We start from the raw sequence: 25747 nt of genomic DNA, 5'->3' as shown, positions 1-25747 counted from the left end.
GCGTCAGCTCTCCCCCGAGTCCATGCCGGATCCTCAGCATGATTCAGCCATGCCATCCAGGTCAACTGACTACAAAGGGTATTGACGTCGCGTCAGTTCACGGGGGGCTCGCCGGTCCGCTGAGCGCCACCGCGACCAGCGCGCGCAGGGTCGGGCCGACACCGGACAGCGACAGCGTCGACTCGTCGGCGAAGAACTCCAGCAGCCAGCCACCGGCGGGGTTCGCGCCGCCCGCCGCGACCATCGCCCGGTACCCGCCGACGACGAGGACGGCCTCCTCCGCCGGGTCGTTGCCGGGGACGCCGGTGCGCAGCCCGAAGCTGCCGCCGCGGATCGCCAGCGCCGTCAGCGGGTAGGCCGAGAGGTCGAAGACCGCGTCGGGGGCCTCGTTCATGGCGCGCTGCACCTGCGCGCGGACGCTGCCGGGGCCGCGGGTCATCCGGCGGACGCCGTAGCCCGCCGTGTGCATCGTCGTGGAGCCGGGCGGGACGAAGGAGACCCACCAGCCGACGGCGTCCAGCAGCTGGGAGACGATCTCGGCGACGGTCTCCAGCCTGGCCAGCGAGCCGGTGGGGCCGGGGCGGTCGTCCAGCGCGGCGGTGACGGCGGCCAGCAACTGGCCCGGGTCGGCGGTGTGGCGGGCCCCGCGGAAGCGGCGACGTTCGGTGCGGGGGCCCCCGGCCGGCCGCGGACCGGTGTCGGCGAGGCTGAGCGTGGGGTCGGGCAGGCTGCCGCGCCCGGCGACGACGGGCTGGGCGGCCGGGCCGGACTTGGCCCGGTACTGGGCGGCGTCGGCGAGCCGGAAGAGCCGGTCGGCGGTGGTGACCGGACCGATCGGGTCGCCGGTGGAGGCCACGCCGCAGGCGACGCCCTCGCCCTGCTCGATGCTCAGCGCCTGGGCGCACAGCTCCTCGGCGACGCGGACCACCTCGTCCGCGCTCGGCCCGCTGGCGACCAGGCAGAACTCGTCGCCGCCGAGACGTCCGGCCAGCGCGCCCGGCAGCATGGCGCCGCACAGGGAGAGCTGGTTGGCGAACTGCTCCAGCAGCCGGTCGCCCCACTCGTGGCCCTTCTCGTCGTTGACCCGCTTGAGGCCGTTGACGTCGCAGACGACGAGGGAGACGACGGTGCCGTCGAGGCGGTGCTGTTCCAGGGCGGCGTCGAGCCGCGCGTCGACGGCCCGACGGTTGGCGAGGCCGGTCAAGGGGTCGGTGAAGGCGAGCCGGCTCACCTCCTCCAGACGCTCGCTCTGGGCGAGCCCGGCCGAGAGCTGGGCGGCCAGGACGGTGGCGAACTCCGCCTCGCTGTCGTCGAAGACCGGCCGGCCGGCCGTGCGGGCGAGGTAGAGCTCGCCCCAGGCCCGGCCGCCGAGCAGGATCGGCGCGACCAGGCAGCAGGCGCGGCCGCGCCGCCGCAGGGACGCGGCCCGACCGCTGCTCACGGGCCCGTTCGCGGAGCCCCCCTCCGCGCTCTGCACCCAGGCGCGGGGCAGCCCGTCCTGGGTGAAGATCTCGCCGAGGCCGCGTTCGGCCAGGAACCGGGCGATCTCCGGGTACTCGCCGAGCGGGTAGGACTCGTCCGCCGGCAGCGCCTCCTCGCCGGGGGCGAGCAGGCCGTCGTTGACCAGGACCCGCAGCCGGCCCCGCTCCCGCTCCCACATGGAGATCGCGGCGAACTCGGCACCGAGCACCTCGCGCGTCAGCCCGGCGGCCGCCTGCGCGGCGGCCCGCCCGTCCGGCGCGGCGGCCATCGCCTGCGCGAGCGCGACCACCGCGCGCAACCGCGCACCCGGAACCGGATCGGTCGGCGGGGCGTCCTCACTGGCACTGGCCTGCACGGTTCTCCTCGTTCCCGGGAGGCGGTCCTCTTACCACCGAGGGTACGGATAAACAGGACAAATACCACGTAGGCGATCGGATGCCGCCGACGCGGGCCGTCGGTGGGCGCTGCTACCGTGACCGAACGCGGCACCACTCCGATCAGTCACGGGGGCATGCATGGCCATCGAACTTCCCGGCGAGGTCGTCTCGTTCCTGCAGTTCATCGGCGTCAACTGGCCGCAGATCAACGAGGACAAGGTCCGCGAGTTCGCCTCCCACGTCAGGGAGTTCGCGACGAACATCGAGAGCACCCACCAGCAGGCGACGGACACCGTCAACGCCATGGGCCAGCACTACCAGGGCAACTCCTACGAGCTGCTGGTCTCCAAGTGGGCCCACCTCTCCCAGGGCCACATGCAGGAACTCCTGGACGCCTGCCACGTGTTGGCCACCGCGTTGGACGCGGGCGCGGACTACATCGTCGGCATGAAGATGGACTGCATCGGCGAACTCATCGGCCTCGCAGCCAGTTTCGTCGCCGACCAGGCGGCGGCCGTGGCCACCCTCGGCCTCGCCGAGGCCGCCGAGGCGGCGATCGTGGAGCTCGCCGAACAGGCCGTCGACTACCTCGAGCAGCAGCTCGTCCAGTACATCGTCGGCCAGGTCGTCGAGGCGGCGCTGACGCCGCTGCTCGGCGTCGTGGAGAAGGCCGTCGCCGGCATGAGCTACTCCGCGCTGGAGGACATGCTCGGCGTCAGCGGCAGCGGTCCGGGTGACGGCTTCATGGTCCACCCGGAGAACCTGACCGCCCACGCCCAGCTCTTCGCCGTCCACGCGGAGACGGTCCAGGGCCACGCGCAGGCCCTGTCCGGCAAGCTCGCCGGCATGAGCTTCGAGTAGCCCGGGACATCCGAGCAAGCGGGACGACGCGGAGACGTCCGCCGAGCTCTACCCTTTCTCGCTGTGAGTAGCGGCCACCCCCTGGACCTCGGCCGGGGACGCGAGCCCTGGGTCGTCTTCGCTCGGCAGGACGCGGATGTCGTCGACGCGGCGCTGCGCGCCTTCGCCGCGGGCGGCGGTCGGATCCACCGTTTCCGGGCGACCGACCTCCACGACGAGCAGGCCGTCCACCGGGAGTTCGCCGCGCGGCTCGCCTTCCCCGGGTATTTCGGCCACAACTGGGACGCGGTGGTCGACTGCCTGGGCGACCTGTGCACGGTGGCGACGGACGGCATCGGCATCACCGGCGTGGTCGACCGCGCGGACGCGCTCGTCGACACGCCGTTCCTGCGCGTCCTCGTCTCGGTCCTCTGCCAGGGCGCGGCCCGGGCCAACGCCGAGACGGATCTGGACGGTGATCCCCTGGACCGGCCTGCCCACGCCCAGCACTGGCTCTTCCTGCTGGACGACCACCCGACCGCGAGCCTCGCCGCCCGGCTCGACCACCCCGACCTGCTGCTCGATCTGAGCGACACCTTGCTCACCGTCACCTTGAACCCTGAGGTCTGGGCCTGATTCCGTTGAGCGAGTTCGCCGGCTGTGAATCCGTGCCGTCACACTTCCGGCGGGCGACGGGTCAGCAGCCAGGGTTCGACCAGGCCCAGGCCGCGGACCGGGCGGCGCCACATCGGCTGGAGGGCGAAGCGGTACTCCGCGTCCGGGAGTGGGGGCTGGACGTGGGTGGTCTCGCCCAGGCCCGGGACGCCGACGGAGGAGATGGTCTGCAGGGCGTCCGGGCCGCCCGCGTCCGTGGCCGGGGCCGCGCCCTCCCGCTCCAGGGCGGCGGCGAACTCCTCGTCGCACAGGACGGCGTCCTTCGGGGCGATGGAGGTGAGGCGGGAGGAGAGGTTGACGGTCGTTCCGAAGACGTCGCCCATGCGGGTGGTGACGGTCCCGAAGGCGATGCCGACCCGCAGGGCGGGCATGGAGTCGTCCTTGCCGAGGGTCTCCACCAGGGAGAGACCGATGTCGGCGGCGGTCGCCGCCTCGTCCGCGACGAAGAGGATCTCGTCGCCGAGGGTCTTGACCAACCGGCCGCCCCGCCCGGCGACCAGGTCGGCGCAGGTGGACTCGAAGTTCTCGACCAGCTCGCCCAGCTCGTCGTCCTCCAGACGGCGCGACAGGCGGGTGAACCCCACCAGGTCGGCGAAGCCGACCGCCAGCCGACCGCTCTGCATTTCCTCGTCGTTCTCGGCCTGGACGACCCGGCCGGTGACGGCCGCCAGCTGGCGGCGCCACACGTAGATGAGGAACTGCTCCAGCTCCGGCAGCAGCAACTCCACCAGCGGGTAGGCGACCTCCGCCCGGGTCAGGCCCGGCTCGGAGGCAGCCGTCAGGTGCTCCAGAAAGGTGTCGATCTGCCACTCGGCCAGCCGGGCCGTGGTCTGGCCGGTGGAGCGGGCGACCTGAATGGCCATCCGCTCACTGAGCAGGCCCGCCTCGACCATGCCGGCGAGCCGCCGCAGCGCGATGACGTCGGTCTCCGTCAGCGCGCGCGACTGCCCGATGTCGGCGAAGCCCATCGCGCGCCAGAAGCGCGAGGCCAGCTCCATCGACACGCCGGCGGCCCGCGCCGCCTGGTACGGGGTGTACTGGCGCTCGGAGTCCAGGATCAGCTGTTCCAGCTGCAGGGCCACGGAGTCGCGGTGCTGCTGCTCCGCACCGTGCCGATCCCGCTCCCGCTCCCCGTCGCCCACCTGTCCGTCCGTCCCGTCCGTCCTCGTGACGCTCCCGTGCCGCGGCGACGGGCGTGTCCTTGCTCACACCTCGCCCAGTGATACTCGCACGGAATCGGGCTGTCCGGGGCATCCGCCCCGGTGAGAACCACGGGCCGGGGCCTCACACCCCGCGGACGTGGATGACGTCGCCCGCACTGACGGCGTGTTCCGCGCCACTGGGCTCGCGCAGCACCAGCCGGCCGAGGTCGTCGACGTCGACCGCCTCGCCGACCACCTGCGTGTCGCCCGGCAGCAGGACCCGCACGTGCTTGCCGATGGTGGCGCACTGGGAGAGGTAGGCCTCGCGCAACCGCGTCGCGGTCGGGTCGCCGCCGTCCGCGCACCACTCCTCGTAGAGCTCGGAGAGGGTCCGCAGCAGCTCGCGCAGCAGGATCTCCCGGTCCGTCACCGGCGCCCCGGCCAGCGCCAGCGAGCCCGCGGTCGGCACCGGCAGCTCGTTCTCGCGCAGCGACACGTTGACGCCGACGCCCGCGATCACCGCCCGGCCGTTGTCCGCCAGCTCCGTGAGGATGCCGCCGAGCTTGCGCTCCTCCTCCCCGACCGTGACGAGCAGGTCGTTGGGCCACTTCAGCCGCACCGGGGTCTCCGCGGCGCGGCTGAGCGCGGTGGACGCGGCCACGCCGACGAGCAGCGGGATCCAGCTCCAGTTGTCGCGCGGCACGCCCGCGTCACTCGGGCGGAGCAACGCCGAGACGAAGATGCCGGACCGGGCCGGGGCGGACCAGGTGCGGTCCAGTCGGCCCTTGCCGTGCGTCTGTTCCTCGGCGATCAGGACCGCGCCCTGCGGGACGCCCTTGGTGGCGAGATCCGCCAGGTCGCTGTTGGTCGAGCCGGTCTCCACGACCACGTCGACGCTGTTCCACAGAGCGCCGAGCCGCCCGGGATCGCGGTTCAGTTGCGCGGCCCGCAGGGGCGGGCGGTCGAGGTCACTCCACGGGGATTCGCTCACGACACCTAGCGTATGACCCCTGTCACTCGCCATATCCGAGCCACGTCGTGGTGGCTAACCTACTGATCGGAAACCCACCCGTTGGTACCGCGCGTATCCCCTGAGAAGGAACGCCATCGGTACTACCCCTCCTGACGGGAGCCGCCGACCCATGTCCTCCGCCGACCACGCCAATGCCGACGTGGATATCCACACCACCGCCGGCAAGATCGCCGACCTGCGCCGCCGCATCGACGAGGCGGTCCACTCGGGCTCGGCGCGCGCCGTGGAGAAGCAGCACGCCAAGGGCAAGATGACGGCCCGTGAGCGGGTGCGCCAGCTGCTGGACGAGGACTCCTTCGTCGAGTTCGACGAGTTCGCCCGGCACCGCTCCACCAACTTCGGCCAGGAGAAGAACCGCCCCTACGGCGACGGCGTGGTGACCGGCTACGGCACCGTCGACGGCCGGCAGGTCGCGGTCTTCGCCCAGGACTTCACCGTCTTCGGCGGCTCCCTCGGCGAGGTCTTCGGCGAGAAGATCGTCAAGGTGATGGACTTCGCCCTGAAGACCGGCTGCCCGATGATCGGCATCAACGACTCCGGCGGCGCCCGCATCCAGGAGGGCGTGGCCTCCCTCGGCCTGTACGGCGAGATCTTCCGCCGCAACGTGCTGGCCTCCGGTGTGATCCCGCAGATCTCGCTGATCATGGGCCCCTGCGCGGGCGGCGCGGTCTACTCCCCCGCGATCACGGACTTCATCGTGATGGCCGACCAGACCTCGCACATGTTCATCACCGGCCCGGACGTCATCAAGACCGTCACCGGTGAGGACGTCGGCATGGAGGAGCTGGGCGGCGCCCGCGCGCACAACTCCAAGTCGGGTGTCGCGCACCACATGGCCGCGGACGAGAAGGAGGCCGTCGAGTACGTCAAGGCGCTCCTCTCCTACCTGCCCTCCAACAACCTGGAGGAGCCCCCGGCCTTCCCGGAGGAGGCGGACCTCGCCACCACCGCGGAGGACGAGGAGCTGGACGTCATCGTCCCGGACTCGGCCAACCAGCCGTACGACATGCACAAGGTCATCGAGCACGTGCTCGACGACGGCGAGTTCCTGGAGACGCAGTCCCTGTTCGCGCCGAACATCCTGACCGGCTTCGGCCGCGTCGAGGGTCACCCGGTCGGCGTCGTCGCCAACCAGCCGATGCAGTTCGCCGGCTGCCTGGACATCGACGCCTCCGAGAAGGCCGCCCGCTTCGTGCGGACCTGCGACGCGTTCAACATCCCGGTGCTGACCTTCGTCGACGTGCCCGGCTTCCTGCCCGGCACCGGCCAGGAGTGGGACGGCATCATCCGCCGCGGCGCCAAGCTGATCTACGCCTACGCCGAGGCCACGGTCCCGCTGATCACCGTCATCACCCGCAAGGCCTTCGGCGGCGCCTACGACGTCATGGGCTCCAAGCACCTGGGCGCCGACCTCAACCTGGCCTGGCCGACCGCGCAGATCGCCGTCATGGGCGCGCAGGGCGCGGTCAACATCCTGCACCGCGGCGCGCTCGCCACGGCGGACGACCCGGAGGCCAAGCGCGCCGAGCTGATGCAGGACTACGAGGACACCCTGCTCAACCCGTACATCGCGGCCGAGCGCGGCTACATCGACGCGGTCATCCTGCCGTCGGAGACCCGCCAGCACGTGGTCAAGGGCCTGCGCGCGCTGCGCAACAAGCGCGAGTCCCTGCCGCCGAAGAAGCACGGCAACATCCCGCTGTAGTCGCCCGTCGTCGCTTCCGCAGAATGCAGAAAGAGGTACCGGCCTGATGGCCCCCATCCGCGTGCTGCACGGGCAGCCCAACCCCGAGGAGCTCGCCGCCGTCCTGGCGGTGGTCTCGGCCCGGGCGGCAGCCGGCGCAGCTGCCGCCCCGGAGGCACCCGGCGCGAACGTCTGGCGCTCCCGCGCGGCGCTGGTGCGCCGCATGCCCCAGCCCGGCCCGAACGCCTGGCGCACCTCCGCCTGGGCCGGCCGCTAGGACCGCGCCCGGCGGCGGAGCCACCGACAGGCGGGCCTTGTGCGGCGCAAGTTGAGTACCCGTACTCATGCGCCGCGCAAGGCCCGCGGCGCACAGTGGACGCATGCTCTGGTCAGACCCAGCGGACGACACCCCGGCGGAGGCCGCGCGGATGCGCGAGCTGCTGCGCCGGGTGGGCATCCTCATCGCGCTCTGCTCCTCGCTCGCGATGATCGTGGTCATGGTCTGAGGCTCAGCCCGGAGGCGCGTACCGGGCGACGAACGCGTCGAAGTCCGCGAGCGCGGCCCTGTCGCCCAGCACCGCGCTGGCGTGGTTCGAGCCCGGATAGAGCTTCAGCGGGTGCACCGGCGCGTGGACGGCGGCCGCCGCCAGGGTCCTGGCGTCGTCGGTGAACGGCTCGTCGTCGGAGTCCGCCATGAAGAACACCGGGACGGTCAGCCGTGGGACGGCGGCGGACGCGTCCATCCCCGCGTAGGCCGTCGGCCCGCTCAGGCTCACCACGGCCACCACCGGCAGCGCGAGCGGCCGCGACGCGGCCACGAGCACGCCCGTGCCGCCCTTCGACCCGCCCACCAGCAGCACGCGGCGCGCACCGCGCCGCTTGAGCTCCGCGACGGCGTCGGCGATCTCCTGGTCCGTCGACCCGACGCTGGTGAAGGTCAGCGCCAGATAGCCCTTCGCGGCGAAGCTCGACACGTACGGCGCCCACTCGCAGACCGACTCCCCGGCCATGTGCGCGAAGACGACGCCCACAGGGCCGTGCCCGGCGGCGAAGGCGTCGGTCGTGGTGGTGGTGGGCTGGTCACCGACCTCGAGCTGGAAGGCACCGGGCGCCTGGGCCGGCGTCAGACACCCGTACCCCAGCGGACTCGCGCTCGCACTCGCCGTCCCGACGGCCGTCGCCTGCGGCGAACCGCCGCTGCCACCGCTGCCGCTGCCGCCGCACCCCGTCAACCCCGTCAACGCCACCGCCGCCGCCACGGCGTACACCGCGGCCGTCGCCGTTCTCCGCATGGTCGTTCCCCCGTCCTCTCCCCCGACAAGACCACCGAACGCCGCACTAGTCTGAACCCCATGACCGACAAGCGCACCCTCGTCCTCGCCTCCGCCTCCCCCGCCCGGCTGGGCCTGCTGCGGCAGGCCGGGCTGGACCCGAAGGTCATCGTCAGCGGCGTCGACGAGGACGCGCTCTCCGCCCCCACCCCGGCCGAGCTGGCCCTGGTCCTCGCGGAGGCCAAGGCCGCGGCGGTCGCCGCGACACTGGCCGACGGCGAGTTGGTCGTCGGCTGCGACTCCGTGCTGGAACTGGACGGCGTCGCCCTCGGCAAGCCCGCGGACGCCGCGGACGCCCGCGCCCGCTGGATGTCCATGCGGGGCCGCAGCGGCGTCCTGCAGACGGGCCACTGCGTCATCGACACCCGCAGCGGCGCCCGCGCCTCGGCGACGGCCTCCACGACGGTCCACTTCGGCACTCCCGACGACGCCGAGATCGACGCCTACATCGCCTCCGGCGAGCCGCTCCACGTCGCCGGCGCGTTCACCCTGGACGGGCGCAGCGCCCCGTTCGTGGACGGCATCGAGGGCGACCCGGGCAACGTCATCGGCCTCTCCCTCCCCCTGCTCCGCCGCCTGCTGGCGGAGGTCGACGTCCGGATCACCGACCTCTGGGCGTAGCCCGGAAGGGGCGCAGTTCCCCGCGCCCCTGGTATTGGTGCATGCTTCCTGTCGGAGTCTCACTTTCCGTTCGGGGGCGCAGCCGTGAACAGCAGTGACATATGGAACATCGTCCTCGGCGTCGCCTCCAGCGCCGTCTCCGCCGTGGCGGCCTGGCTGCTGCAGGCGCTCCTGCGGCGTCGGCGGATCAACCGCGAGCGGGCCTTCTTCGGGCTGCCCGCCGGCTCCGAGGCGCTGCTCGTGGTGCCACGGAAGGCGGGCTCCACCGACAACGACCGGATCATCGCGCAGCTGGACGCGTACGCGCTGATGGAGCTCGCCGCACTGGTCTACGAGTGCGGCGCGCAGTACACGGTCCAGCCGGCCCACCAGATCCGCCAAGGAATCGGCGACCGCGCCGAGTTCTGCATCGCCGGCCCCTCCACCAACGAGCGCACCGCGGCGCATCTGAAGCTGAAGTTCCCCGGCTTCGAGTTCCCCGTCCACCCCGTCGAGCAGGATGTCCGGCGGATCGAGTTCGTCGTCGGCAGCGAGACCTACGCCTGGCAGCGGGGCGTCGCGGACTACGTGCTGCTGGCCCGCATCTCCGTCGGCGCGCAGGGTCGGCCGACGTTCCTGGTCTGCGGCCAGACGGCCGTGTCGAACCTCGCGGCGGTCCGTCATCTGCGCCGCTCGTACCGTGAGTTGAGTCACAAGCACGGGACGGACAGCACCTTCGCGCTGCTCTACAAGGTGCTCCAGCCGGACAACTACGGACCGGACGTCATCGAGTTCGTGGCGGATGTCACGCAGCAGGCGCAGCAGGCGCCGAAGGCACCGGTCCCTGCTCCGGCCGGGTGAAGAAGAGCAGCACCAGCAGCGTCAGCGTGAGCGCCACGACCAGGAAGGTCCACACCCCCGACAGGGCCAGCACGATCGCGGCCAGCACGGCGTGGAACACCGCCGCGCCGATCAGCACGAAACGGGTCGGACGCCCGAACGCGCGGTCCTGGGCGCGTATCGCGACGCGTACCAACACACCCGCGACGACCAGCAGGAACGCCGCCTGCAGGCCCAGCCCGAGGTAGGCGGCGTCCGCCATCGCCCGGTAGGAAACGCCCGCGAACTGCATGTGCTGCCGGTTCGCCACCCCGCCCAGGATCAGGGCGGCGAGCGCCGAAACCCCCGCCTCCAGGACCACCAGAACCGTCGCCGCGACCGCTGTCCATCTCCGCATGGGCGCACCTTACTGAGGAGTAGTCAACGGCGGAAGACCGTGGGCTCGAGCCAGCCACTACCCGGACGGCGTACCGTGGAAAGCACTGCTCACCCAGCGTGTGGGCAAGGTCACCACCGGGACGGACTCGTGGGTACACCTCGCGATTCCCTAGACTCTCCGGGGTTCAAAGAAGGGAGCCAAGGTGCGCAAGGTGCTCATCGCCAACCGCGGAGAAATCGCCGTCCGCGTCGCCCGTGCCTGCCGCGATGCCGGGATCGCCAGCGTCGCCGTCTACGCCGAGCCGGACCGGGACGCGCTGCACGTCCGCGCTGCCGACGAGGCCTACGCGCTGGGTGGCGACACCCCCGCGACCAGCTACCTCGACATCGCGAAGGTGCTCAAGGCCGCCGCCGACTCCGGCGCGGACGCCATCCACCCGGGCTACGGCTTTCTCTCCGAGAACGCCGAGTTCGCCCAGGCCGTCCTGGACGCCGGGCTGATCTGGATCGGCCCGCCGCCGCAGGCCATCCGTGACCTCGGTGACAAGGTCACCGCGCGTCACGTCGCGCAGCGCGCGGGTGCGCCGCTGGTCGCCGGTACGCCGGACCCGGTCGCGGGCCCGGACGAGGTCGTCGCGTTCGCCCAGGAGCACGGTCTGCCGATCGCCATCAAGGCCGCCTTCGGCGGTGGCGGTCGCGGGCTGAAGGTCGCCCGTACGCTCGAGGAGATCCCCGAGCTGTACGAGTCGGCCGTCCGTGAGGCCGTTGCCGCGTTCGGTCGCGGCGAGTGCTTCGTCGAGCGGTACCTGGACAAGCCGCGTCACGTCGAGACCCAGTGCCTGGCCGACACCCACGGCAACGTGGTCGTCGTCTCCACCCGCGACTGCTCGCTGCAGCGTCGCCACCAGAAGCTCGTCGAGGAGGCCCCCGCGCCGTTCCTCTCCGAGGCGCAGGTCGAGGAGCTGTACCGGGCTTCCAAGGCCATCCTGAAGGAGGCCGGCTACGTCGGCGCCGGAACCTGCGAGTTCCTGGTCGCCAACGACGGCACGATCTCCTTCCTCGAGGTGAACACCCGCCTCCAGGTCGAGCACCCGGTCTCCGAGGAGGTCACCGGCATCGACCTGGTCCGCGAGATGTTCCGCATCGCCGACGGCGAGGCGCTCGGCTACGACGACCCGGAGCTGCGGGGTCACTCGTTCGAGTTCCGCATCAACGGCGAGGACCCGGGCCGCAACTTCCTGCCGGCTCCCGGCACGGTCACCCTGTTCGCCCCGCCGTCCGGCCCCGGCGTCCGCCTGGACTCCGGCGTCGAGTCCGGCAGCGTCATCGGCCCGGCCTGGGACTCGCTGCTGGCGAAGCTGATCGTCACCGGCGCCACCCGCAAGCAGGCGCTGCAGCGTGCCGCCCGCGCGCTGGCCGAGTTCAACGTCGAGGGCATGGCCACGGCCATCCCGTTCCACCGCGCGGTGGTCGTCGACCCGGCGTTCGCGCCCGAGCTCGGCGACAGCGACGCGCCGTTCACGGTCTTCACCCGCTGGATCGAGACCGAGTTCGACAACACCATCCCGCCGTTCGCCGGTGCCGGCGCGGGCGAGGAGGAGGGCGAGGGCGGCCGCGAGACCGTCGTCGTCGAGGTCGGCGGCAAGCGCATCGAGGTCTCCCTCCCGGCCGGTCTGGGCGTCTCCTCGGCGGCTCCGGCCAAGGCCGCGGGCGGCAAGGCCAAGCGCCGCGCCGTCGCCGGCAAGGGCGGCTCCGCCGTCTCCGGTGACACCCTCGCCTCGCCGATGCAGGGCACCATCGTCAAGGTCGCCGTGGAGGAGGGCCAGACCGTCGCCGAGGGCGACCTGGTCGTCGTCCTGGAGGCGATGAAGATGGAGCAGCCGCTGAACGCCCACAAGGCGGGCACGATCGTCGGCATCACCGCCGAGGTCGGCGCCACGGTCACCTCCGGTGCCGTGATCTGCGAGATCAAGGACTGACCGGAACGCCTGCAGCACCACAGTCGACGCCCGTCCGGCCGCGCGCACCGCGCAACGCCGGGCGGGCGTCGACCCGTTTCGGCGCCGAACGGCGGGCCCGCGATGATCTAATGGGACGTCAACTCACCACAGTGACAGGGGGAACCATGAGTGACGTCCCGACGCAGGCGAAGCAGCACGCGACCGCCGTCATCACGGTCCACACGTACGAGCCGGTCGCCTACGACCAGCCCGAGCAGGGGCCGGTGCTCAACCGGATCCACGTCGAGGAGAGCTTCAGCGGCGACATCGAGGGCGAGGGCGTCGTCGAGTTCCTGCAGGCGGCCCGCGCCGACGGCTCGGCGAGCTTCGTCGGCATCGAGCGGGTGACCGGCTCGGTACTGGGCCGCAGCGGATCCTTCCTGCTGCAGGACTCCGGCGTCGTCGAGGGCGCCGTCGTCCACGGCGAGTGGTTCGTCGTGCCGGGCAGCGGCACCGGAGAGCTGACCGGGCTGCGCGGCACGGGCGGATTCCGGGCGAACCTCGGCGAGAACGCCGAGGTCACGCTCGACATCTGGTTCGAGTAGCGCTCAGCGCCGCCCGGACGCCACCGGGACAGGGCCCCGGCGCTGGCCCGGGAAGGTGGCCGGGCGGCGCGGTGCTTCCTGAGGGGATGACGCCGGGAAGCTCGTGGGCGGCGTCATCGGGGCGACGTGGACCTGGACACCGCGGTCCGCGAGCGCGTCCAGCTCACGCGCCGCGGGCTCGATCAGCGACGACTGCTCGTCCGTGACCAGGTGCGTGATCGCCTCGCTGGAGACCGTCTGGAACATCGTGTCGTGGCCGAGCTTGAGGTGGTCCGCCAGGACCACGACCTCCGCCGCGGCGTTGACGAGCGCGCGGTCCACCGAGGCGCTGAGCATGTTCGTCGTGGACAGGCCGCGCTCCGCGCTCAGCCCGCTACCGGAGACGAAGGCCCTGGTCACCCGCAGGCCCTGCAGGGACTGCTCCGCCCCGCTGCCCACCAGGGCGTAGTTGGACCCGCGCAGCGTCCCCCCGGTCATCACCACCTCGACGCGGTTCGCGTGCGCCAGCGCCTGTGCGACCAGCAGCGAGTTGGTCACGACGGTCAGGCCCGGGACCCGGGCCAGGCGGCGTGCCAGCTCCTGCGTGGTGGTGCCGGCACCGACGACGATGGCGTCGCCCTCGGCGACCATCGTGGCGGCGAGGTCGGCGATGACGCTCTTCTCGGCGGCGGCGAGATGAGTCTTCTGGGGGTATCCGGGCTCCCGCGAGAAACCGCCGGGGAGCACCGCGCCCCCGTGTCGGCGGTCGAGCAGGCCCTCGGCCTCCAAGGCGCGTACGTCTCGGCGTACGGTCACTTCGGAGGTCTGGACGACGCGTGCGAGCTCCCGGAGCGACACCGCTCCGTTTGCGCGCACCATTTCGAGGATCAACTGGCGACGTTCTGCTGCGAACACGAAACAGACGGTAACGTGCACGACCGTTAGCTTTCAGGCGATTGCGCCTACTTGCCCAAAACGCCCGCAGTGGACCGGCGCACGGCTCTACACTGTGCGCCGCTCACTGCCGGAAACGCGCTCCCCGTGTGCGCCGTCGGCTCGTCAGCTCTCCTCCGCCGCACGCTTGCGCACGTGCAACTGGCGCGCGGCCTCGGCGATGGAGCCCGAGACGGAGGGGTAGACGGTGAAGGCGTTGGCGATCTGCTCGACCGTCAGGTTGAGGTCCACGGCCAGCGAGATCGGGTGGATCAGCTCGCTCGCCTTCGGGGCCACGACCACGCCGCCGACGACGATGCCGGTACCCGGGCGGCAGTAGAGCTTCACGAAGCCGTCGCGGATGCCCTGCATCTTGGCGCGGGCGTTGCTGCGCAGCGGCAGCTTGACGCAGACGGCGTCCATCTTCCCGCACTCGACGTCCGCGGCGCTGTAGCCCACGGTGGCGATCTCGGGGTCGGTGAAGACGTTGGAGGAGACCGTCTTGAGGTTCAGCGGCGCGACGGCGTCGCCGAGCGCGTGGTACATCGCGATGCGGCCCTGCATGGCCGCGACGGAGGCCAGCGGCAGCACGCCGGTGACGTCACCGGCGGCGTAGACGCCTGGCGCGGAGGTCCGGGAGACCCGGTCGACCTTGATGTGACCGGAGTCGGAGGTCCTGACCCCGGCGACCGCAAGGCCGAGGCCCTCGGAGTTCGGGATGGAGCCGACGGCCATCAGGCAGTGCGAGCCGGTGATGACCCGGCCGTCGGCGAGGGTCACCTCGACCTTGTCGCCGACCCGGCGCGCGGCCTCGGCGCGGGAGCGGCCCATGACGTTCATGCCGCGGCGGCGGAAGACGTCCTCCAGGACGGTCGCGGCGTCCGGGTCCTCGCCCGGCAGCACGCGGTCGCGGGAGGAGACCAGGGTGACCTTGGAGCCGAGCGCCTGGTAGGCGCCGGCGAACTCGGCGCCGGTGACGCCGGAGCCGACCACGATGAGCTCCTCGGGCAGCTCCTCCAGGTTGTAGACCTGGGTCCAGGTGAGGATCCGCTCGCCGTCCGGCTCGGCGTCCGGCAGCTCACGCGGGTGGGTGCCGGTGGCCAGCAGCACGACGTCGGCGCGCAGCTCCTGCTGCTCCCCGTCGGCGGTCTCGACGATGACGGCGCGCGAGCCGTCCAGCGCCTGCCCGCCCTCCAGGCGGCCGGACCCGCGCACCACGGTGACTCCGGCGCGGGTGACGGACTGGGTGATGTCGTGCGACTGGGCGACGGCGAGCCGCTTGACGCGTCGGTTGACCTTCCCGAGGTCCACGCCGATGAAGCGCTCGTTCGCCAGGTTCGCGCCGTCGGCGACGACGATGCCGAGCTCCTCGTAGGAGCTGTCGAAGGTGGTCATCACCTCGGCCGTCGCGATCAGCGTCTTGGAGGGGACGCAGTCGGTGAGCACCGCGGCGCCGCCGAGGCCGTCGCGGTCGACGATGGTCACCTCCGCGCCGAGTTGTGCGGCGACCAGCGCCGCCTCATAGCCACCAGGTCCGCCACCGATGATCACAATCCGAGTCACGTAGCCCATTGTCCCGCACATTCGGTCGGACCTTGCACCGGCCCGTAGGCTAGGACCCATGACGCTCTACGCCGCGTATGCCAGCAACCTCGACGCGCGGCAGATGAGCCGCCGTGCCCCCCACTCGCCGCTCCGCGGCACGGGCTGGATGGACGGCTGGCGGCTCACCTTCGGCGGCGAGCAGTTCGGCTGGGAGGGGTCGATCGCGACGATCGTCGAGGACGAGAAGGAGCAGGTCTTCGTCGCGCTGTACGACATCGCACCGATGGACGAGCAGGGCCTGGACCGCTGGGAGGGCGTCCCGCTCGGCTTCTACCGCAAGCTCCGGGTGCGGGTGCACACCCTCGACGGCGACGTCACCGCGTGGACGTACATCCTCAACGACTACGAGGGCGGCCTCCCCTCGGCCCGCTACCTCGGCATCATCGCCGACGCGGCGGAATCCGCGGGCGCCCCGCACGACTACGTCATGGACCTGCGCAAACGCCCCTGCTGACCCCTTTCACAGAGGGCAGGTCGCCCCGTCCGGGGGCCCGAGGCCCAGCCGCTTCGCGGCTCCGCCGCGTGGGCGCGAGCAGCGCCAAAGAGGCTCCCACACGCTCAGGGGCGCGAGGCTCCGCCGCATGCGCGCGAGCGCGGCTTCCGGGCGACAGCGCGCACAGGGCGCAGGGCTCCGCCGCCTGGGCGCGAGCGCGCCAACCCGGCTCCCGCACGACAGCACGCCTCGCTCAGGTGCGCAGGGCTCTGCGCGACAAGCCACGGGCGTGCAGGGGGTCGTCGGCGCGCAGGGCCGTCCGCTCGTCAGTGGTTTCTCGCGCAGTTCCCCGGGCCCCCGGAGGCTGCGCCTCCTGGGGCGGTCAGCTAACCCTTCGCGCAGTCGTAGAGCGTGGTCGTGCCCGGGCCGGGTTCGCCGTAGGTCGCCGGGGGGACCACTCGGCAGTGCGCGGCGATCCAGCGGCTCGCATCGGTCTGCGGGCGGTTGGCGATCAGCAGGCCGTACCGCACCCGGCCGGAGGCCACCTCCGCGGCGAGCGCCTCCGCCGTGGGGAACGGGGTGTTGCCGGTGAAGCCGCCCATCACCAGTTCCGGCGCGGCGCTGCCGCGCAGCAGCGGTTCGGCCGGCTCCGCGCTCTGGGTGGCGACGAGGTAGTACGCGGTTCCCTGGTGCTTCTGCAGGAAGTCCAGCACGTGCGCGTACCGGCCCGCCTTCGCCGCGAAGGCGACCGGCGCGGCGGCGCGCTGGTACTTGGCGGCCAGGTAGCCGCTGCCGACCGGGCCGGCCATCGGCGAGGTCGCGCTGCCGGCGAACTGCGGCGTCAGCACCGAGAGCGACCACAGCAGCGGGCTGAGCACGACCGCCGCCAGCGAGGGCCAGACGCCCCAGTCGCGCCCCTGGGCCAGTGCCCCGACCCCGGCGAGGCCCAACGCGCCCACGACGGGCACCAGCCATCGGTGGAACGTCGAGAAGTGGCCGTCCACGACCACCGCCCACAGCACCCCGGACACGACCACCCCGAGGATCGGATAGCGCTGCTGCTGGGTCCGCGCCGCCCCGAACCGCTCCCACGCGGCGACGGCCCCGGCGCCCGCGAGGGCGGCGAAGGCGGGGGCGAGCACGACGGTGTAGTAGGCGTGGATGCCCGACGAGGCGGCGAAGACGAGGTAGTTGACCAGCACCCAGCCACCCCAGAGCAGGTAGCCGGTCCGCACCCCGTCGGTCCGCTCCCGGCCGCGGCGGGCCAGCAGGCCGAGCACCAGCGCCAGCACGGCCACCGGCAGGAACCAGCTGATCTGGGGCGCGGCGCTGTGGCTGGTCAGGGCCGTGAGCCCGGCGCCGCCGGTGGGCCGGGACGCGGCGGTGCCCGCCACGGAGCCGAGGCCCGAGCCGTTGCCGCCGCCGAAGCGGCTCAGCCCGTTGTAGCCGAAGACCAGCGCGAACGGGTTGTTCCCGGTGGTCCCGTCCACGTAGGGGCGGTCGGCGGCGGGGGTGAACCAGACCAGCAGCACCCACAGGCAGGAGGCCAGCAGCGTGGTCGCACCGGCGGCCAGCACCTGGACGACGCGGCGCCGCAACGGGCCGGGCGCCGCGTAGAGGTACAGGCCGCCGAAGACCGGGAGCAGCAGCCACGCCTGGAGCATCTTGGCCTGGAAGGCCAGCCCGACCCAGAGCGCGCAGACCAGCAGCGGACCCGACTGACCGGTGCGGCAGGCCCGCAGTGCCGCCCCGGCGGCCAGCACCAGCAGCAGGGTCAGCAGCGTGTCGGCGATGTTGTGGCGGGCCAGCGCGGCGGCGATCGGCGTGACCAGCAGCGCGAGGGCGGCCAGCAGGCCGGCCACCGGCCCCGCCCAGGCGCGGACGATCCGGAACAGCGCCCACACGGTGGCCACGCCCTCGACGGCCTGCGGCAGCGCCACCGCCCAGATGTGCAGGCCGAAGAGACGGACGGACAGCGCCTGGAGCCAGAGCGCACCGGGCAGCTTGTCGACGGTGATCGTGCCGCCGGAGTCGAGCGAGCCGTAGAGGAAGGCGTGCCAGCTGCCGGCCATGCCACGGACGGCGGCCGTGTAGTACGGGTGCAGCGAGGCGCCGTCGAGCCCCCAGCCGTACAGCCAGGCCGCGGTCAGCAGCACGACCGCGAGGGCGGCGCGCAGCCACGGGGGCGTCGGCTCGGCGGCCCGGCGGCGACGGCCTCCGCGCCTGCGGACGGTCGTGTCGCTACCCGGCAGTACGGCACTGGCCATGACAATACCTCTCGGAGAACAGTGTGTTCTGAGGGAACAGTCGGAGATGTGCGACCTGTGCGTTGCACCGGGACGTACGGGAATTGGGTAAGAAAGTACTACCGAACCATGATCATTATGTGATTATCCACCCAATAGGCTCCCCATGGGCTCTCGGAATCTCCACGAGAGGACCTTCTCTGACCACGCATCACCCGCGACGTCACCGAACGCGACTGCGGGCTGACATGCCCCTGCTCGGGGGCGTCCGGCCACCCGTCGCGGCGCTGCTGTGCACCCTGCTCGCGGTCGCGGCGATCACCGCCCTCGCCCTCGGTCGCAACGTCACCATCGACGTCGCCCCCGCCGTCCTGACCTCGCAACAACACCTGGCCGAGGACGCCGCGAGCGCGCTGCGCGCGACCGTGGACCGCGACCTCGACACGCTGCGCCACCAGGCCGCCGAACTCACCGCGCTGAGCACCCCGGGCTCCGCGCAGCCGGCCGACGCCGCGCTGCCGGCCGCCCTCGCCCAGGGCCACCCGTGGAGCGGCGTCGTCGTGGCCGACCGCACCGACGGACGCGTACTGGCCGTCGGCGGCGAGCCGGTCCCTGCGGCGGCCGTGCAGGCCGCGCAGCGGACCTCCGCCGCCACCAACGCGGACGGCACCCGGAACAGTCCCCGCCCCACCCTGATCACCCTGCCGGACGGCCAGGCCCGGCTGTCCTTCTGGGCCACCGTCGACAACCGGCTGCTGGTCACCACCGACACGCTGCGGCTGACCGCCCCCGGCGGGGACACCAGCCGCGGCGTGCTCATCGTCGACGGCCGCGGCCGCACCGTCGCCGCCCTCGGGCCGGCCCTCGTCGGCACCCAGGACCAGCGCATCCCCGCCTCCTCCGCCCGGGCCTCGACCGGGCTCGGCGGCGGCGTCGGCCAGACCCGCAACTCCGGCTTCCTCCTGGGCGACCTGCGCGACGGTCGGCGGACCGTGGCGGGCTGGGCCGACCTGGTCCCGGCCACCGACACCGCCGTGCACCCGCTCGGCCTGGTCGTCGTGGTCGTCGTGAACACCCCGCAGGCCCCGGACGTCAGCGGCAACTCGCTGCTGGCCCTCTCCTCCGCCGCCGGACTGCTGCTCGCCACCCTCGTGGTGACGCTGCTGCTGGTGACCCGGCTGCAACGCCCGCTGCTGCAACTGCACCTCGGCGGCGTCCGGATCGCCCGCGGCGACCTCTCCCGCCCCGCGCCGCTGCCCCGCTCCGGCGAGGCCGCCCGGATCGGCCACGCCCTGGACGGCCTGCGCCGCCAACTGCTGGGCGAACCCGCCGAGCTGTTCCGTCCGCTCCGCCGCCGGTTCGGCGCCGGCGCGCTGGTGGTCAGCTGCGGCGTGGTGCTGGCGGCCTGGTCCGCGCCGCTGCTGCTGATCTCCACCCGTCCGGTCAGCGCCTCGGCCGTCCCGCACCAGCTCGTCGCTGACCAGCAGACCCGCACCTCCGCCGCGGCGGCCCGGGTGCGGGAGACCCTGGCCGAGGGCGTCCAGGACGTCACCACCATGGCCTCGGCCCTCGACGGCGCCAGCACCCCGGAACGGGCCCAGGGCGTGCTGTCCGCCTGGCTCGACCAGCACGGCCGCTACGGCTCCGTCTACGTCCTCGCCCGCGACGGCCAGGTGCTCACCACCGCGGGCGGCACGCCCCGCCAGGCGCTGCACCGGCTGACCGGCAGCGGCGGGCTGGTGCAGGTCAACACCGCCGGCCGGATCCCGGTGCTGGCCGCGTGGGCCCCCGTCCCGGCCGCACGGCCGGCCGTCCCCGGTCAGCAGCCGATCGACCTCGGCGACTTCACGCCGGTCGCGGTGGTCGCCGAGTTCGACATCTCCGCCCTGGACACCGCCCTCGACCAGCCCGGCATGGGCAGCGTCTGGCTGGTCGACGCCCGGCAGAAGGTCATCGCCTCCCGCAACGGCTTCCGCGCCTACGAGAGCCTGCCCTCGCCGGCCCTGACCGGGCTCGCCCAGGACGCCGCGACCGGCCCGCAGTCGCGGCTGCTGCCGCAGGGGAGCGACCAGCTGCTGGCCGCCGCCGCCCCGCTCGGGGCCGTCACCGGCACCGACACCTCCGAGAGCTGGCAGATCGTCAGCTCACAGAACGCCTCCTGGCTCGACCTCGGCGCCTACCGCACCCAGCGGCTGACGCTGCTGGCCGGCCTGCTCGGGCTGACCGCCGTGGCCGGCTGCCTGGGCTGGCTGCACGTGCTCGTCGTCCGTCCGCTGCGCGACCTCGCGGAGACGGCCGAACGGCTGGCCGGCGGCGACCGCCGCACCGTCCGCTACCCCGTCCACCACGACGAGGTGGGCTCGGTCACGCGCAGCCTCGAACTGATCCGCCAGCAGCTCGGGACTGCCCCGGCACGACGCACCGGCCGGCCGGGCGACCGCTCCACCGCCAGGACCTGACGTCTGACGGCCCTTCCCCGGAAGGGCTCAGCGAAGGAAGAAGACCGCACGTGCTGTTCCTGTACTTCGTGCTCCTGCTCTGCTGCCTCGTCCTGCTGGTCGCCGGCGTGGTCGAGCAGCGACGCCACAACTCCTCGCTCGACCAGATACCCGTGCGGGTGCTGGTCAACGGCATCCGCGGCAAGAGCTCCATCACCCGCCTGTGCGCGGGCGCGCTGCGCGGCGGCGGGCTCACCACCGTCGCCAAGACCACCGGCACCGCGGCCCGCTTCATCCACCCCGACGCCACCGAGGAGCCGGTCTACCGCAAGTTCGGCCTGGCGAACGTCGTGGAGCAGATCGGCATCGTCCGCCGCGCCGCCACCTACCGGCCCGACGCCCTGGTCATCGAGTGCATGGCCGTCATGCCGGCGCTGCAGGAGATCAACCAGGAGAAGCTGATCCGCTCCACCATCGGGGTGCTGTGCAACGTCCGCGAGGACCACCTCGCCGAGATGGGTCCGACCCTGGACGACGTGGCCCGCTCGCTCTCGCGCTCGATGCCCGTCGGCGGCGTCTGCGTGACCGCCGAGAAGGACCGCCTGGCGATCCTCCAGGAGGAGGCCGACAAGCGGAACTGCCGGCTGGTCGCGGTCGATCCGGAGACCGTCAGCGACGCCGAGCTGCGCGGCTTCTCCTGGTTCACCTTCAAGGAGAACGTCGCGATCGCCCTGGCCGTGGCCGAACTGCTGGGCGTGGAACGGGAGACCGCGCTGCGCGGCATGTGGGAGGCGCCGCCGGACCCGGGTGTGCTGTCCGTCGAGCGCTATCGCACCCCGCAGGGCGGGCGGCTGCGCTTCGCCAACGTCTTCGCGGCCAACGACCCGGAGTCGACGCTGATGAACGTCCGGCAGCTGCTGGACCTCGGCGCGATCCGGCGACCGCTGTCCGTCGTGATCAACTGCCGGCCGGACCGGGTGGAGCGCAACGCCCAGATGGGCGCGATCATCCCCGACCTCGCCCCCGACCTGGTCTTCCTGATCGGCCACCCGACCAGGAGCGCGGCGGACGCCGTCCCGGCCTCCTTCCGCGGCCGGGTCGTCGACCTCGGCGGCGACAGGCGCGACGCCGGGCTGCTCACCGAGAGCCTGCTGGCCGAGCTGCCACCCGAGGCGTCGCTGGTCGCCATCGGCAACATCCACGGCCAGGGCGAACTGCTCCTGGAGCACCTGGCCGAGCTGGAGCCGGACGAGGAGACGTCCGCCGCCGCCGGACCGGAGCCCGTCGAGTGGGACGACGAATGGGGCTACGACGAGGGGGTGTACCTCGCGCAGACCCGCAGCGCGACCCCCCGCGGGGCTGCGGCCCGGCCCGGTCAGGCGCGGGACCCGCGCGAGGTGAACGCACTGGACGGGCCGGAACGCTTCGACGGCTTCGACGCTCCGGCCGCCGCCGACGGCTCGACCACCCTCACCCTGCGGTTGCCCCGGCAGCCCGCCGCCGCCCCGGACACCCACCCCGACGACGGCCACCGCCACGACCACAAGAACGACAACGCCAACGACAACGCCAACGACCGGACGAGGTACCCCCTGTGATCCCCGCCGCGCTCACCCCGCAGATCGCCGCGCTCGGCATCGCCCTCGGGCTGGTCTTCTCCCTCGTCTGCTACCTGACCACCAACCTCTCCCCCGGCGGCATGATCACCCCGGGCTGGCTGGCGCTCACCCTCGTCACCGACGTCCAGCGGGCGCTGCTCGTGCTGGCGGTGACGGTGCTGACCTACCTGGCCACCAAGGCGCTGCAGCGAGCGGTGATCCTCTACGGCAAGCGGCTGTTCGCCGCGGTCGTACTCAGCGCCGTGCTGATCCAGATGACCGTCGTCATCGCCCTGCAGCAGGAGTTCCCGCTGCTCTGGACCAGCCAGACGCTCGGCTTCATCGTTCCGGGCCTGATCGCCTACCAGCTGGTCCGCCAGCCGAAGGCCGCCACCGCCATCGCCACCGGCGCGGTCACCCTCGGCACGTACGTCGTCCTGGCCGCCGGGCTGCTGCTCGGCGCGCTGCCCACCGCCTGAGCCCGAAGGAGTGACCATGGCCCCGCCCCTGTCCCGCCGCCGACTGCTGGGCGGCGCCGCGGGCGTCGCGCTCGCGGGCGTCGCCGCCACCCTCGGCGTCGAGCTGCACGACCGGTCGGCCGCCGCCGCCTCCCCCGGCCCCGTCGACGCGGCCTCGGCCTCCCCCGCTCCGGTCGCCACCGGCAGCCTGGGCTTCACCCGGCAGACCGGCCCGGACCGCACCGTCGTCAGCGACGCCGACGGGAACCAGCTCGCAGTCCTCACCGACGGCGCCCGCACCGCACTGCTGACCGGCCCGAGCCGCACCTGGACCGAGCCGCGGACCACGACCGCCGTGGTCGAAAGCACCGCCTGGGTGCGGCTGATGCCCACCGCATGGCACGTCGGCCGGGAGCGGACCGGCTGGTTCCGCGGCTGGTTCCCGACCGCTCTGGCCGACCGCAGCCCCGACGTCCTCGGCATCGCCTTCCAGTACGGGGACGGCGCCCCGGACATCCGCGACGCGCACGGCCTGCGGATCGCCGGTGACGCCGCGTTCGGCCCGCGCATCCCCGGCCAGTCGGCGGACTCCTTCCACAGCCGGGACGAACGGTCGGACTTCTACGACTACCTGGGCATCCCGTGGAACTTCCCCGACGGCCACCGCGATCCGGAGAAGGCCCGCTACGGCATGGTCGACTGCTCCGGCTACCTGCGTCTGGTCTGGGGCTACCGCAACGGCTACCCCATGCACGTCTCCAACACCCGCGGCGTCGGCCTGCCGCGCCGCGCCTACGCGATCGCGGCCTACGCGCCCGGCGTGCTGGTCATTCCGAACACCCACGCCCGGCCGTCGGACCTCGGCCCGTTGCAGCCGGGCGACCTGGTCTTCTTCTCGATCAACATCGGCGAGCCGAACTTCATCGACCACTGCGGCATGTACCTCGGCCCGGACACCGAGGGCCACCCCCGCTTCCTCTCCAGCCGCAGCCAGGCCAACGGGCCCACCATGGGCGACAAGGCGGGCGCCGCCCGCCTCGACGGCCCCGGCTTCTACGCCACCGGCTTCCGCGCGGCCCGGAGGCTGTGACCGACGAGAATCCCCGCCTCCGCCCCCAACGAAATCGCTCTTACCCGTTCCTTCCCACGGGTTCCCGGTTTCCGTCCATCCGTGCGCACGCGGATCGCTAGCCTCCTGCGATCACAGCCTGCCCACAGGAGGGGGACAAGCCCGTGCACAAGCATCGAATTGCCGCAGCACTGACCGCGGCGGCCGCGTTCGGGGTGCTCGGCGCGGCTCCGGCCGTCGCCGCCACACCCGCACCGCCGCCCGGCTCCGGGCCCTGCGCACTGAACGTCTCGTTGACCGGGTTCACAGGCCGCACCCTCACGGCCGGCGGCCCGGCTGTGAACGGAACGGTCGTCTTCAAGAACGTGTCGGGGAAGGCCCTGCCCAAATACTTCGAGGGCCTGACGAGCGGCCAGATCAAGGACGACCCGGTCAAGCCCTACCCGAACAAGGTCGTCGTGGTGGAGGCCGAGCACGACGGCACCTGGTCCGTCGTGCCCTACCGCTACCAGAAGGGTGACCCGTACCCGTTCCTGCCGCTGTCCTGGGCCACCGGCTCCGAGACGCTCAAGGCCGGGAACGTCGACACCGTCCCGCTGCGCCTTTCCGTGCCCAAGGGCGCACCGGCGGGGACCTACCAGCTCACCGGCGTCGCTTTCAGCGCACAGCCCACGGGCAGCACCGCGCACACCAGCGTGCCGCCGAGCGGCAGCGGCTGCTACGGGACGAACGCCGCCGCCTACAACCGCTTCACGGTGGTGGCCGCGCCCGAGGCCGGGGCCTCGGCCACGCCGACCCCGGCGCCCAGCGCGACCGGGACCGGCCTCGCCGACACGGGTGGCGGCTCCGACACCGGCCTGCTGATCGGCAGCGGTGTCGCGCTGGTCGTCCTCGGCGGTGGGGCCCTCGCGTTCACCCGGCGCCGTGGCAGCCGCCTCTGAGCGCACCCTCCCATCCGCGCACCGGCGGCGTCGGGAGCCCGCTCGGCACCCCTGCCGCGACGGGCTCTCGACGCTTCTTCGTGCGTTCATCCGAAGATCAACACCAGATCGTCCGGAATGTCATCCGTTTGTGCTCTACGCGCGTAGGAGTTTCTGGTTATCCTCGTTCCGTGAACGCTTTCCCCCAGCCGGACGCCGGCTCCACCCCCGCCAGCCCCTACGAGGCGGCCCGCGCCGCCGCCGCGCGTCTGCGCGAGCTCACGGACGGGCACCCGCACGACGTCGCGCTCGTGATGGGCTCGGGATGGGTCCCCGCCGCCGACGAACTGGGCACGCCCGACTACGAGTTCGCCATCACCGAGCTGCCGGGCTTCCCGCCGCCGGCCGTCGCCGGGCACGCGGGCAAGATCCGCTCGATCAGGGTCGGCGACAAGCGCGCCCTGGTCTTCCTCGGCCGCACCCACTACTACGAGGGCCACGGCGTCGCCGCCGTCGCCCACGGCGTGCGCACCGCGGTCGAGGCCGGTTGCCGCACGGTCGTGCTGACCAACGGCTGCGGCGGTCTGCGCCAGGGCATGGAGCCCGGCCAGCCGGTACTGATCAGCGACCACATCAACCTCACCGGCGCCTCCCCGATCGTCGGCGCCAACTTCGTGGACCTGACCGACCTGTACTCCTCCCGCCTGCGCACCCTGTGCCAGGAGGTGGACCCCTCCCTGGAGGAGGGCGTCTACGTGCAGTTCCCCGGCCCGCACTACGAGACCCCGGCGGAGATCGGCATGGTCCGTGCCATCGGCGGCGACCTCGTCGGCATGTCCACCACGCTGGAGGCCATCGCCGCCCGCGAGGCGGGCGCCGAGGTCCTCGGCCTCTCGCTGGTCACCAACCTGGCGGCCGGCATCACCGGCCAGCCGCTCAACCACGAAGAGGTCCTGGAGGCCGGCCGCAGCTCCGCCACCCGCATGGGCGCGCTGCTGGCCAAGGTCCTCGAGCGGATCTGACGCCGCATTTTCTTCGATCCACCGCATGGCATCCGACGGTTCGCACGCCGGATGCCATGCTTTTTGTACGGCTTTTTCACAGCTAGGAGGGCCCGGCAGGAGGGGGCCGGCTGCAGGAG

General features: G+C 72.6%; 24 protein-coding genes. 16 read left to right on the top strand and 8 right to left on the bottom strand.

Annotated elements, in window-relative coordinates:
* Positions 1-97 precede the first annotated feature (97 nt).
* Positions 98-1837: a GGDEF domain-containing protein gene (locus BMY61_RS48765; RefSeq protein WP_052439474.1), complete on the bottom strand. Its 1740-nt coding sequence runs from the start codon at positions 1835-1837 to the stop codon at positions 98-100.
* Positions 1838-1997: 160 nt separating this feature from the next.
* Here BMY61_RS48765 and BMY61_RS13075 point away from each other — a divergent pair, with 160 nt between their 5' ends.
* Both BMY61_RS13075 and BMY61_RS13070 read left to right on the top strand, forming a co-directional pair.
* A complete protein-coding gene (locus BMY61_RS13075; protein ID WP_042459302.1) occupies positions 1998-2720 on the top strand; it encodes a WXG100 family type VII secretion target in 723 nt (240 codons plus the stop codon).
* Positions 2721-2783: 63 nt separating this feature from the next.
* Complete coding sequence (locus BMY61_RS13070; protein ID WP_236656644.1) at positions 2784-3335, top strand: barstar family protein; 552 nt, start codon at positions 2784-2786, stop codon at positions 3333-3335.
* Between the two features lie 38 nt (positions 3336-3373).
* Here the strand turns inward: BMY61_RS13070 and BMY61_RS13065 are convergent, their stop codons facing one another.
* The gene (locus BMY61_RS13065) at positions 3374-4516 is read right to left on the bottom strand and encodes an adenylate/guanylate cyclase domain-containing protein (protein ID WP_042459299.1); all 1143 of its coding nucleotides are present in this window, start codon (positions 4514-4516) and stop codon (positions 3374-3376) included.
* Between the two features lie 142 nt (positions 4517-4658).
* A complete protein-coding gene (locus BMY61_RS13060) occupies positions 4659-5540 on the bottom strand; it encodes a biotin--[acetyl-CoA-carboxylase] ligase (RefSeq protein ID WP_042459297.1) in 882 nt (293 codons plus the stop codon).
* 118 nt (positions 5541-5658) lie between these two features.
* On the opposite strand from BMY61_RS13060, the gene BMY61_RS13055 reads away from it, so the two are divergent.
* The 3 genes from BMY61_RS13055 (at position 5659) to mmpB (ending at position 7739) form a co-directional block, all read left to right on the top strand.
* Positions 5659-7254 (top strand): acyl-CoA carboxylase subunit beta, encoded by a 1596-nt coding sequence (locus BMY61_RS13055; RefSeq protein ID WP_042459294.1) that lies wholly within the window; start codon positions 5659-5661, stop codon positions 7252-7254.
* A 46-nt stretch (positions 7255-7300) separates the two neighbouring features.
* Entirely contained in the window at positions 7301-7510 is a 210-nt protein-coding gene (locus BMY61_RS13050) for an acyl-CoA carboxylase epsilon subunit (RefSeq protein WP_042459292.1), read from the top strand.
* Between the two features lie 103 nt (positions 7511-7613).
* Positions 7614-7739, top strand: a complete 126-nt coding sequence (gene mmpB, locus BMY61_RS48355; RefSeq protein WP_269083993.1) for a morphogenic membrane protein MmpB — start codon at positions 7614-7616, stop codon at positions 7737-7739.
* 3 nt (positions 7740-7742) lie between these two features.
* On the opposite strand, the gene BMY61_RS13045 is transcribed toward mmpB, so the two are convergent.
* A complete protein-coding gene (locus BMY61_RS13045) occupies positions 7743-8525 on the bottom strand; it encodes an alpha/beta hydrolase family protein (protein WP_143094309.1) in 783 nt (260 codons plus the stop codon).
* 60 nt (positions 8526-8585) lie between these two features.
* Between BMY61_RS13045 and BMY61_RS13040 the strand changes: the two genes are divergently transcribed.
* Both BMY61_RS13040 and BMY61_RS13035 read left to right on the top strand, forming a co-directional pair.
* Complete coding sequence (locus tag BMY61_RS13040) at positions 8586-9185, top strand: nucleoside triphosphate pyrophosphatase (RefSeq protein ID WP_042459287.1); 600 nt, start codon at positions 8586-8588, stop codon at positions 9183-9185.
* A gap of 84 nt (positions 9186-9269) precedes the next feature.
* Positions 9270-10025, top strand: coding sequence for a hypothetical protein (locus BMY61_RS13035; RefSeq protein ID WP_042459284.1), 756 nt, complete (start codon positions 9270-9272; stop codon positions 10023-10025).
* Here BMY61_RS13035 and BMY61_RS13030 read toward each other — a convergent pair.
* Positions 9970-10401 (bottom strand): hypothetical protein, encoded by a 432-nt coding sequence (locus BMY61_RS13030; RefSeq protein ID WP_042459281.1) that lies wholly within the window; start codon positions 10399-10401, stop codon positions 9970-9972. The two genes, BMY61_RS13035 and BMY61_RS13030, sit on opposite strands and share 56 nt — an antisense overlap.
* Positions 10402-10585: 184 nt before the next feature.
* On the opposite strand from BMY61_RS13030, the gene BMY61_RS13025 reads away from it, so the two are divergent.
* The gene (locus tag BMY61_RS13025) at positions 10586-12361 is read left to right on the top strand and encodes an acetyl/propionyl/methylcrotonyl-CoA carboxylase subunit alpha (protein WP_042459278.1); all 1776 of its coding nucleotides are present in this window, start codon (positions 10586-10588) and stop codon (positions 12359-12361) included.
* Positions 12362-12507: 146 nt separating this feature from the next.
* A complete protein-coding gene (locus tag BMY61_RS13020) occupies positions 12508-12927 on the top strand; it encodes a DUF3224 domain-containing protein (protein WP_052439472.1) in 420 nt (139 codons plus the stop codon).
* 3 nt (positions 12928-12930) lie between these two features.
* On the opposite strand, the gene BMY61_RS13015 is transcribed toward BMY61_RS13020, so the two are convergent.
* Together BMY61_RS13015 and BMY61_RS13010 are read right to left on the bottom strand one after the other, a co-directional pair.
* Positions 12931-13785 (bottom strand): DeoR/GlpR family DNA-binding transcription regulator, encoded by an 855-nt coding sequence (locus tag BMY61_RS13015; protein WP_042459275.1) that lies wholly within the window; start codon positions 13783-13785, stop codon positions 12931-12933.
* A gap of 180 nt (positions 13786-13965) precedes the next feature.
* The gene (locus BMY61_RS13010; RefSeq protein WP_042459272.1) at positions 13966-15411 is read right to left on the bottom strand and encodes an NAD(P)H-quinone dehydrogenase; all 1446 of its coding nucleotides are present in this window, start codon (positions 15409-15411) and stop codon (positions 13966-13968) included.
* Between the two features lie 49 nt (positions 15412-15460).
* Between BMY61_RS13010 and BMY61_RS13005 the strand changes: the two genes are divergently transcribed.
* Entirely contained in the window at positions 15461-15898 is a 438-nt protein-coding gene (locus tag BMY61_RS13005) for a gamma-glutamylcyclotransferase family protein (protein WP_042459270.1), read from the top strand.
* 365 nt (positions 15899-16263) lie between these two features.
* On the opposite strand, the gene BMY61_RS13000 is transcribed toward BMY61_RS13005, so the two are convergent.
* The gene (locus BMY61_RS13000; protein WP_042459267.1) at positions 16264-18144 is read right to left on the bottom strand and encodes a glycosyltransferase family 39 protein; all 1881 of its coding nucleotides are present in this window, start codon (positions 18142-18144) and stop codon (positions 16264-16266) included.
* A 227-nt stretch (positions 18145-18371) separates the two neighbouring features.
* Between BMY61_RS13000 and BMY61_RS12995 the strand changes: the two genes are divergently transcribed.
* The 6 genes from BMY61_RS12995 to BMY61_RS12970 all read left to right on the top strand — a co-directional run bounded on the left by BMY61_RS12995 (position 18372) and on the right by BMY61_RS12970 (position 25628).
* Complete coding sequence (locus tag BMY61_RS12995; protein ID WP_042459264.1) at positions 18372-20582, top strand: HAMP domain-containing protein; 2211 nt, start codon at positions 18372-18374, stop codon at positions 20580-20582.
* 50 nt (positions 20583-20632) lie between these two features.
* Positions 20633-22159 (top strand): poly-gamma-glutamate synthase PgsB, encoded by a 1527-nt coding sequence (gene pgsB / locus BMY61_RS12990; protein ID WP_042459261.1) that lies wholly within the window; start codon positions 20633-20635, stop codon positions 22157-22159.
* On the top strand, positions 22156-22638 hold the full coding sequence (locus BMY61_RS12985) for a poly-gamma-glutamate biosynthesis protein PgsC/CapC (protein ID WP_042459258.1): 483 nt from the start codon (positions 22156-22158) through the stop codon (positions 22636-22638). Before pgsB ends, BMY61_RS12985 begins: the two co-directional genes overlap by 4 nt.
* Before the next feature lie 16 nt (positions 22639-22654).
* Positions 22655-23707: an NlpC/P60 family protein gene (locus BMY61_RS48350; RefSeq protein ID WP_042459255.1), complete on the top strand. Its 1053-nt coding sequence runs from the start codon at positions 22655-22657 to the stop codon at positions 23705-23707.
* Positions 23708-23850: 143 nt separating this feature from the next.
* Positions 23851-24627 (top strand): LAETG motif-containing sortase-dependent surface protein, encoded by a 777-nt coding sequence (locus tag BMY61_RS12975; RefSeq protein WP_042459253.1) that lies wholly within the window; start codon positions 23851-23853, stop codon positions 24625-24627.
* Positions 24628-24797: 170 nt separating this feature from the next.
* Positions 24798-25628 carry a purine-nucleoside phosphorylase gene (locus BMY61_RS12970; RefSeq protein ID WP_042459250.1) on the top strand — a complete coding sequence of 277 codons (831 nt, stop codon included), beginning with the start codon at positions 24798-24800 and terminating at the stop codon, positions 25626-25628.
* Positions 25629-25747 lie beyond the last annotated feature (119 nt).

Origin of the sequence: Streptacidiphilus jiangxiensis (assembly GCF_900109465.1) — a bacterium.
GTDB lineage: Bacteria > Actinomycetota > Actinomycetes > Streptomycetales > Streptomycetaceae > Streptacidiphilus > Streptacidiphilus jiangxiensis.
The sequence above is the reverse complement of the archived record's forward strand: the minus strand, read 5'-3'. Positions and strand labels throughout refer to the sequence as shown.

Excerpts from the sequence above, each read along its gene's own strand:
- BMY61_RS13075 (WP_042459302.1), top strand. The coding sequence starts at position 1,998 with ATGGCCATCGAACTTCCCGGCGAGGTCGTCTCGTTCCTGCAGTTCATC.
- BMY61_RS13060 (WP_042459297.1), bottom strand. The coding sequence starts at position 5,540 with ATGGCGAGTGACAGGGGTCATACGCTAGGTGTCGTGAGCGAATCCCCG.
- BMY61_RS13055 (WP_042459294.1), top strand. The coding sequence starts at position 5,659 with ATGTCCTCCGCCGACCACGCCAATGCCGACGTGGATATCCACACCACC.
- BMY61_RS13050 (WP_042459292.1), top strand. The coding sequence starts at position 7,301 with ATGGCCCCCATCCGCGTGCTGCACGGGCAGCCCAACCCCGAGGAGCTC.
- mmpB (WP_269083993.1), top strand. The coding sequence starts at position 7,614 with ATGCTCTGGTCAGACCCAGCGGACGACACCCCGGCGGAGGCCGCGCGG.
- BMY61_RS13045 (WP_143094309.1), bottom strand. The coding sequence starts at position 8,525 with ATGCGGAGAACGGCGACGGCCGCGGTGTACGCCGTGGCGGCGGCGGTG.
- BMY61_RS13040 (WP_042459287.1), top strand. The coding sequence starts at position 8,586 with ATGACCGACAAGCGCACCCTCGTCCTCGCCTCCGCCTCCCCCGCCCGG.
- BMY61_RS13030 (WP_042459281.1), bottom strand. The coding sequence starts at position 10,401 with ATGCGGAGATGGACAGCGGTCGCGGCGACGGTTCTGGTGGTCCTGGAG.
- BMY61_RS13020 (WP_052439472.1), top strand. The coding sequence starts at position 12,508 with ATGAGTGACGTCCCGACGCAGGCGAAGCAGCACGCGACCGCCGTCATC.
- BMY61_RS13015 (WP_042459275.1), bottom strand. The coding sequence starts at position 13,785 with ATGGTGCGCGCAAACGGAGCGGTGTCGCTCCGGGAGCTCGCACGCGTC.
- BMY61_RS13010 (WP_042459272.1), bottom strand. The coding sequence starts at position 15,411 with ATGGGCTACGTGACTCGGATTGTGATCATCGGTGGCGGACCTGGTGGC.
- BMY61_RS13005 (WP_042459270.1), top strand. The coding sequence starts at position 15,461 with ATGACGCTCTACGCCGCGTATGCCAGCAACCTCGACGCGCGGCAGATG.
- BMY61_RS13000 (WP_042459267.1), bottom strand. The coding sequence starts at position 18,144 with ATGGCCAGTGCCGTACTGCCGGGTAGCGACACGACCGTCCGCAGGCGC.
- BMY61_RS12995 (WP_042459264.1), top strand. The coding sequence starts at position 18,372 with ATGCCCCTGCTCGGGGGCGTCCGGCCACCCGTCGCGGCGCTGCTGTGC.
- BMY61_RS48350 (WP_042459255.1), top strand. The coding sequence starts at position 22,655 with ATGGCCCCGCCCCTGTCCCGCCGCCGACTGCTGGGCGGCGCCGCGGGC.